At 41.2% G+C, this 8,490-nt stretch carries 5 protein-coding genes; all 5 read right to left on the bottom strand.

The genetic code is table 11. The annotated features are described in order from the left end of the window. Positions 1-308: 308 nt before the first annotated feature. The gene (locus B2V92_RS03780) at positions 309-2,063 is read right to left on the bottom strand and encodes a discoidin domain-containing protein (RefSeq protein ID WP_293304909.1); all 1,755 of its coding nucleotides are present in this window, start codon (positions 2,061-2,063) and stop codon (positions 309-311) included. A gap of 13 nt (positions 2,064-2,076) precedes the next feature. Continuing rightward, the gene (locus B2V92_RS03775) at positions 2,077-2,478 is read right to left on the bottom strand and encodes a hypothetical protein (RefSeq protein ID WP_293304908.1); all 402 of its coding nucleotides are present in this window, start codon (positions 2,476-2,478) and stop codon (positions 2,077-2,079) included. 55 nt (positions 2,479-2,533) lie between these two features. Next, entirely contained in the window at positions 2,534-3,907 is a 1,374-nt protein-coding gene (locus B2V92_RS03770; protein ID WP_293304907.1) for a glucoamylase family protein, read from the bottom strand. Between the two features lie 62 nt (positions 3,908-3,969). Beyond that, complete coding sequence (locus B2V92_RS03765) at positions 3,970-5,451, bottom strand: RagB/SusD family nutrient uptake outer membrane protein (RefSeq protein ID WP_293304906.1); 1,482 nt, start codon at positions 5,449-5,451, stop codon at positions 3,970-3,972. Positions 5,452-5,462: 11 nt separating this feature from the next. Further along, a complete protein-coding gene (locus tag B2V92_RS03760) occupies positions 5,463-8,477 on the bottom strand; it encodes a SusC/RagA family TonB-linked outer membrane protein (protein WP_293304905.1) in 3,015 nt (1,004 codons plus the stop codon). Between the last annotated feature and the right edge of the window lie 13 nt (positions 8,478-8,490).

Here is an 8,490-nt window from a genome sequence, read left to right as displayed (position 1 = left end):
CTCGTTAGAAACGAGCGTGAGCGCTTGTTTAATCTACTTTTCTAACGAACTGCTTGCGCTCGTTTCCAACGAGTGCTTAAATAGCTTTACGATTCTATCGTATTTTATTGATCGTTATAAACGATCAGTTATTTCCACGCCCGTTAGAAACGAGGGCGAGCACCTGTTTAATCGACTTTCTTCACGATCTGCTTGCGCTCGTTTCCAACGAGTGCTTAAATAGCTTTACGATTCTATCGTATTTAATATTGATCGTTATAAACGATCAGTTATTCCCACGCCCATTAGAAACGAGCGTGAGCGCCTTTTTAATCAACTTTCTTCACTTCAGTTTTTACCGATACACCATTCTCGTTTATGGCTTCTATGGTAAAATAATATGCCTTCTGACTGTCCATTGCCTTAAACCAGTATTCGTTAAAATCGTGGATCATGATACAGTTGTAAAGTTTATCCGGCGCCGTACCATAATAAAGGTTATAGGCAAAGGCATTATCTACGGGTTCCCATTTGATGTAGGCACTGCGTTTGTCCTTCTCTGTCCTTAAAACGATCAGGTTATTCACTTTTGTGGGTTTATCGCCATTTCCGTTTCCGAAAACGCGTAAACCACTAATGGCAAATTTTCCGGTAGGCATGTGGATATTCACCATTTTGATGAACCTCGTTTTTACCGGTTTTTGGAGTTCGATGTAATCATGCGGAACATCCGTTTTGTTCTGGCTTTTATCAACAAGAGTCTTCCATTTCTTTCCATCTGTTGAGGAAAGGATTTTATACTGGTGATAAATCCCGGTTTGTTTACCGATAAATTCGGCATCCTGATCGGCATAGTTAATCTGTATGGCATTAACCGTTGCCAGGCTACCTAAATCAGTTTGGATCCATTCGCCATTATTAGCTGTTTTAGCACTCCAATAGGTTTTTATACTTTCATCAACGGCGTTATTGGCATTAAAGCTCCCCAAAGTAGACGAAACGGTTATCGGTTTTTTATAGTTAATGAGCATCCAACCTGGCCCAGCAGGTCCACCTTCTTTTCTTTCGGAAGGTAAATAAAGTGGATAATCGCCAAAGGCTGTATTGGTCCACATTACGTCGTCTTTATCAAAACCGGTTGGCCAAATACCCATCCGGCGTTCCCAGGTGTTTTTTACGCAGATAATGCTGGTAGAAATGTGCCAGTAATTTTTATTGTTATCCTGAAAAGTTGCCCCATGACCAGCGCCACGCGAAAATCCACCGCCCTTATAACTTAGTGGATCAGATTGCGGTATGGCTTCGGTACCATCAAATAAGGGTTTGCTTCCTACAACCACCCCGTCTGAATAACCACTGAATTCGGTTCCGGGTGCACCATACTGAAAGTAATATTTGCCATTGTGTTTGGTCATCCAGGCACCTTCGGCAAAGGGATCGAGGAAAGTATTATCCATATATTCGCCAAAACGCTGCCAGCCATAACGCCAGCTCTGCAACAGGTACATCGGGGTGCGGGTACCGATTGGCTTAAAGGTTTTGCGGTCTAATTCTACACCGTACATTGGGTAGTTGTTACTGCTTCCGTTGTACATGTAAAACTTTCCGTCATCATCAGTAAAAAATGCCGGATCCCAACCGCCAATTTCTAAAGAATCGACCAGAGGGAACCATTTGTTGCCTTTAGGATCGGTGCTTCCCCAAAGAGTGAAGTTTTTGGTATAGGTACTGCCAAAAACCACCATGGTATCGCCCACAATACCTACAGCAGGTGCACAGAGTTCATCTTTGGTTTTGTTCCATGGGCGGAGGAATTTCTTTTCGTGAAATTTCCAGTTCAGCATATCGGCGCTGTGCCAGTAACCCCATTGGTTGGTGCTGAAGAGGTAAAAATCGCCTTTATAATTTACGATAACCGGATCGGCGGTGGCGCGGTGTTTGCCCCATTCGGTAAAAGATTCGAAAGGTGTATAACCATAATCGACATTGATGGGGTTGCAATAGGTTTTCTGCTGTGCATAAGCTGTATACGTACCACAGAGTAGGGGTATTATTAAAAATATCTTGAATAAATGTTTAGCCATTATCCGTAAGTTATTAATTGAAAATGTTTATCCGGGCACAGCTCGAACAGCCTATTGCCATCCCGCTAACGCTTAGTCCGGTAACATGTGTTTGATGTTCCCAGTAAACCCACATATCATGTGCGCCACCTGTTGAAGTTAATTTTACGGTATATATGTCGCCATTTTCGGGTATCTGTCCGATAACTGTTCCGTTCGGGGAGTTGGGCTGTATAAAGAAAACATAAACACCACCACTGGTATTGTTTTCCAACCGCACATACACCCCATCACTGGTAGAGTTTGTGGCGGTTACATTTACAGTTGCAAATTTTGCTTTTGCGGTTTTATGTTTAATCTTGTGTATGGATGTAAAACTCGAGTTCAGGATTACACTTCCCATCAATGCTGTTAATATTAAAATAATTCTTTTCATGGTTCTGTAGATTTAATTTAAAATATATGGCTAAACATTTATATACAACACTATACTATGGCTGGAATTGAAAATCCAGTTTCTTCAGGCCATTTTGAACATCTTTATTTCCCATAAATAATTTCCAGAGCAGACCTGAACGGTAGTTCTCGATCATTACTACCATCGGCCCCTGATCAATACCAAGGTATTTTTTAGGGTACCAGTTGTCAGTTTCAGAAAAGGCATCGTAAAAACCGTATTTGCCCCAAACTTTATCACCAAGATCTTCGTAAAGGTGTCTGATTACCTTCATTGATTCTTTTGGTGTATAAGGGATGGATGATATGGCTGCGGTAGGGGAAATTACACCATAATCTTCCTGCAGGCTATGGGCAGCATAACCTTTTACCGAATAACTGGCTGTTAAACCCCAGTTATTTTCGCCATAACCTTTAAATTTTTTCGGATTGGCCACGCAATAGTCGTGTATGGCCAGGGTTTGGTTAACGTTGTTTTGCCAGTAATCGGCATAACGGTCTTTTAATCCCTTCGGATTTAAACCTAAATATGAATAATGTGCCCAGAATAACGGACCCACAGAATTTTTCGCGCCTTGATAATCCAATGGGATATGATGCCCATAGAGATCGAAATTTGCCTTAATTGCACCACCTCTTGCCCAACCTTCGTGATAAACCTCGGCAGGGATACTATGGGTAGGGGATGAGGCTGCCATAACGTACATAATTAAACATTCGTTATAACCTTTTACCGGGAAGTTCATTTCCCAGTTGTACTCTGGCGACCAGTGCCAATACAGTACATTTTTTCCATTACGGAACCAGTTAAAATCGATACCCTTCCAAAGTTCATCAGCTTTTTTAGCAAGTGCTTTTTCAGGTTCGGTTCCGTTTTTATAATATTCGTTGATGCAAACCAGGGCCTGCGCAACAAAGGAAGTTTCTACCAGATCGCCTCCGTTATCTTTTTGTCCGAATGGACGTACTTTTCCTGTTTCGCCATTTATCCAGTGCGACCATGCGCCATGAAAACGATCGGCCCTGGATAGGAAATCCAGTATTTTGTTCAACCGCTCCAATCCTTCCTTTTTGCTTACATAGTTTCTATCAATCCCACTCAAAATGGCCATTAAACCAAAACCTGTTGCCCCTGTAGCTACTGTGTTCTTATCATTTTCGGGATATACATCATCTACATGGAAACGCTCTCTTCCTGCACCGGAAGTTGGTTCAGCACCATCCCAAAAATATTGGAAAGTCTGTTTCTGAACCAGATCCAATAATTCGATATCGGAAAGGTTTTTTTTTACCGATAAATCAGGGTTGTAACTTGCGTTTTTACTTTTTATGCAGGAAGCAAAAAGTAAAATGGGACACAGGATAACAATGAGCAGGTGTGTAATTTTTTTGAGGATAATTTTTTGCATAGGGATTGAATAAATGAAAGGCTGCCGGCAATTACCGGCAACCTCTAACCAGATGATATAATTTAGTAACCCGGGTTTTGCGTAAGCAAACCGCCGCTTAAATCGATTTCTGTTTGTGGAATAGGCCACACTTCATTTTTATTTGCTTTCCAGCCTTTAGGGCCTAAAACCTGTGCGCCCCTGCCCTGGCGGATCACATCAAAAAGCCTATCACTTTCTAATGCCAGCTCCGATTGTCTTTCTTTCCAGATAGCGTTGCGTAAAGCAGTTTTATCTGTGGTGGTAACATCAGGAAGAATGCCTGTAAGGCCTCCTCTGGCACGTGCACGTACTTTATTTAATGATGTTAATGCCAGTGTAGGATTATTAAGTTCGTTGGCCGCTTCGGCATTGATCAATAAGATATCTGCAAACCTCAATACCCTGAAATTTTGCTGAGATCCCTGATTGCCTGAAACATACATGCCAAACGGAACATAAGATTTTTGGTTATAGCCAATGTTTACAATATTTGTTTTGATAAAATCGCCCTGAGGGGTAGTTTCTCCGGGAAATAAGATTGTTGCGTCTTTTCTAGGATCGCCAGCTTCGAAAGAAGCAATCAGCTCTGCCGATGGTGTATTAAAGCCCCAACCGCCAGCGCGTTCGCCTGCTACACCCTGAACCTGACTATACTGAGAGTTAGAGGCATCATTATTTCCGGGAACGAATTCGCATTGAACTTCGAATAATGATTCTACATTATTTTCATTCTGAGTGCGGAATCCTTTTTCAAAATCAGGGAAAAGGGCATAACCCATACCAATTACCTGGTTGGTTAAAGTTAAAACATCATTCCATTTTTGTTGGTACATGGCTACTTTTGCATGCATGCCTATGGCTGCACCTTTTGTTGCTCTTCCTATATCATTCGAACCGTATGATGCTGGTAATACTGTGGCAGCTTCATTCAAATCTTTCTCTATTTGAGCATAAACAGCTGCTTTATCTGCTCTCGGAATGTTATATTCCGATGGATCAGCTGGTACTTTTAATCTTAAAGGTACACCGCCATAAGCTCTTACCAACCTGAAATAAGAATAAGCCCTAACAAACTTCGCTTCTGCTAAATAACGGGCTTTTAAACCGGCATCCATCGAAATATTAGGGATATTATCTAACACCTGATTGCAGAGGTTTATATTTCTGTACTGGCCTGTCCAAAAGCTCTGTAATGATCCTTCTGTAGAAGTTACAGTAAAGGTATCGTACAAATTGAAAAACGGGGCATCCGTTACCGTACTGCCTTTATCTGCTTCGTCTGATCCAGTGCTTTCGATGGCCAAGGCCGGAAAAGCCAGGTTTTCCCAGGTACGTAAATTGGCGTATATTGCGTTTACACCTTTGGTGGCATCTTCCTGTGTTTTCCAGAACTGTTGCGCCACCTGCTGGCCTTGTGGGTCGACATTTAGGAAGTCTTTTTTACATGATGATGCGAATATTATAGTTGATAATACACCAACTGCGCACCATTTTTGTAAACTTATATTTATATATGTTTTCATGCTCAAATCAATTAAAAGGTTAAGTTTACACCGATGTTATAGGTGGCAAACATTGGATATACATTGAAATCAATACCTGCTTTTGTAGGTACACCGCCAACCTCTGGAGTAAAGCCTTTATACCCGAAAAGGTTAACCGCATTCTGGGCATTGGCAAATACCCTTAATCTCTGCATTTTCCATTTAGATACCAGCGATTGTGGCAGATTATAGCCCAATTGGATGTTTCTCAATCTGATATAAGCACCACTTTCAACATAAAATGAGTTGGTTTGGTTATTGTTACCGCCAGCTAAACTTGCTGATGGATAAGTGTTGCTGGTTCCAGGACCGGTCCATCTGTGATCATAAAAATCTTTGGTATAGTTCTCGTTACCGAACCTGTTACCCAGATTGGCATTAAACACATCAACATCTGCCACACCTTGAAAATCGAGTGTTAAATCGAAGTTTTTATAAGCAAAATTGGTATTAATACCATAAGTATATTTTGGATTGGGATTACCAATAAATGTTTTATCTTTTTGGTCAACAACACCATCGCCATTTAAATCTGCATACTTAAAATCGCCCGCTCTGGCGCCAGGCATGCCCGAAGCAGCAGCCTCTTGTGCTGTTTGTAGAATCCCTACTACCTGATAGCCGAAGAAAGAGCCGATCGGCATACCTACTACAGTTCTTGTCGGAACTACAGCATTGTTTAAGCCGTCGCCACCTGCATCAATCGGGTTTGAACCAGTGGTTACATTCAATACTTTATTGTTATTAATGCCAATGTTGCCACTAATTGAATAGGTTAAACCACCTGCAGTTTTATCAGACCATGTTGCGGATAATTCGAAGCCACGGTTTCTAAAATCAGCTTGATTGCCTAATAATTTGCTGTCTGATGTACCCAAAGAACCTAAAATCGGGATATTGAAAATAGCCTGTTCGGTTTTTCGATTGTAGTAATCTGCTTCAACTGATAATTTGTTGTTAAAAAAGCCCATTTCCAAGCCGATGTCAGTACCCGCACTGCGCTCCCAAAAAAGAGCCGGAGGAACTATTGTAGTTATGCTTGCGCCGGTATTTGCAATACCGTTATAAAATGCAATTAAGGCTGCGCTTTGATTAACTGTAAGCGTTGTAGGATTGATCGGAACACCTGCATTACCTACTTTACCCCAGCTGCCACGTACTTTTAAATTACTGAAGATCTTCTGATCTTTCATGAAATCTTCGTTGGTTACTACCCAGCCAGCACCAACTGAAGGGAAATATCCCCATAAATCGCCGCCACCGAAAAACTGTGATGCAGCATCGCCCCTTAAAGAAGCATTTAACAAATATTTGTTTTTAAAGCTATAGTTAACCCTTCCGAAATATGAAGTTGCAGTATTTAACGAACCCTTATCTTCGATAGTTCTACCTGCTGCGTTACCCAGGCTTAAATAAAGATCACCTTCTTTAGCATAGGGTACATTTTGCGCTGTTCCGGTAATTGTGTAAGATTTATACCGTTGTGCCGTTTGGCCGGCTAGTACAGTTAAAGTATGATCGTTCCATTTATTCTCATACGTTAAGGTATTCTCTAAAATCCAGTTCCTTGTTTCAATTCTACTGATTGAGAGTGAGCTTATATTGCTCGTTTGTCCGGTTGTTGCAGCATATTTTGGTGTGTAATTTCTATTTTCTTCCTGTCCGAAATCACCACCTGCACTCGTTTTAAACGTGAAATGTTTTGCAAATTTTAATTCTGCATAAGCGTTTCCGGTAACCCTGTATTTTCCTGTTCTGCTATTATTGAAATCAATAGTAGCCTGTGGATTTACATTGCTTCCGTTACCAAGCTGAAAACTGGCAGGATCGCCATAACTGCCATCAGCATTAAAAACAGGTACAACAGGAGAAGCCGTATAAAGTGCACGGTAAATAGATGCTGGTGCATTGTTCGATGTGCTGGAACTTCCGGTGATGTTGTATCCAACTTTTAAATTTTTAAAAACCTGGAAATCGTTAGAAAGACGTGCGGTATATCTTTTGTAATTATTTGTTTTGATGATACCATCCTGGTTAACATAGCCCAGTGAAAAATTATAGCTCGACTTTTCGCTGGCGCCATTGATAGAAACCTGATGGTTGTTGATCATGGCATTGCGTAAAATCTGATCATACCAATCGGTACCCTCACCCAGATTTGTATTAGCGAACAATGGATTAGCTGCCTTGTTAATTGCATATGCTTCATTTACTGCAGTTGCATACTCACTCGCATTGGTCATTTTAACCTGATTGGTTACACTCTGTATACCAACTGTTCCATTATAATTTACAGTGGCATTTCCGTTTTTGCCTTTTACGGTAGTAACCAAAACCACACCGTTTGCAGCCCTAACACCATAAATAGATTGGCTTGATGCATCTTTAAGGATGTTGATGCTCGCAATGTCTGCAGGGTTTAAAAATGTAATGTCATCATACCAAACACCATCAACAACGTATAAAGGCCCTGTGTTGCCATAAATCGTTCCTGTACCGCGAATGGTAATTTGAGGTGCCGAACCAGGGGTTGCGTTATTACTGATCGAAACTCCGGCAACCTTACCCTGCAAAGCACTGATTGGGTTGGTAGAAGGTTGCTTATTAATATCTTCACCCTTAACTGATGCTACAGAACCTGTAACGTCAATTTTCCGCTGTGTACCATAACCCACAACCACAACCTGCTCTAATTGCTGTGTTGAAGATGCCAATGAAACGTTGATGGTGGTTTGGTTATTTACAGCTTGCTCTTGTGCTGTGTAGCCTACAAAGTTGAAGACTAATGTGGCATTTGCCGGTACGCTAAGAGAATAGCCGCCGTTTACATCTGTTTGGGTGCCAGTTTGTGTGCCCTTAATTAAAATAGATACGCCAGGTAATGGGGTTTTGTCACCCCCATCAATTACCTTACCTTTTACGGTAATGTTTTGCGCTAATGCTACGTTAATTGTTAGCAAACAAAATGCAGCGAGAACAGAAATTCTTGTAAAGATTCTTTTCATGCTTTATTATAAA

This window comes from Pedobacter sp. UBA5917 (assembly GCF_002432345.1).
Taxonomy (GTDB): domain Bacteria; phylum Bacteroidota; class Bacteroidia; order Sphingobacteriales; family Sphingobacteriaceae; genus Pedobacter.
Note: the sequence above shows the minus strand (reverse complement) of the source record. Positions and strands in the feature narration are given on the sequence as shown.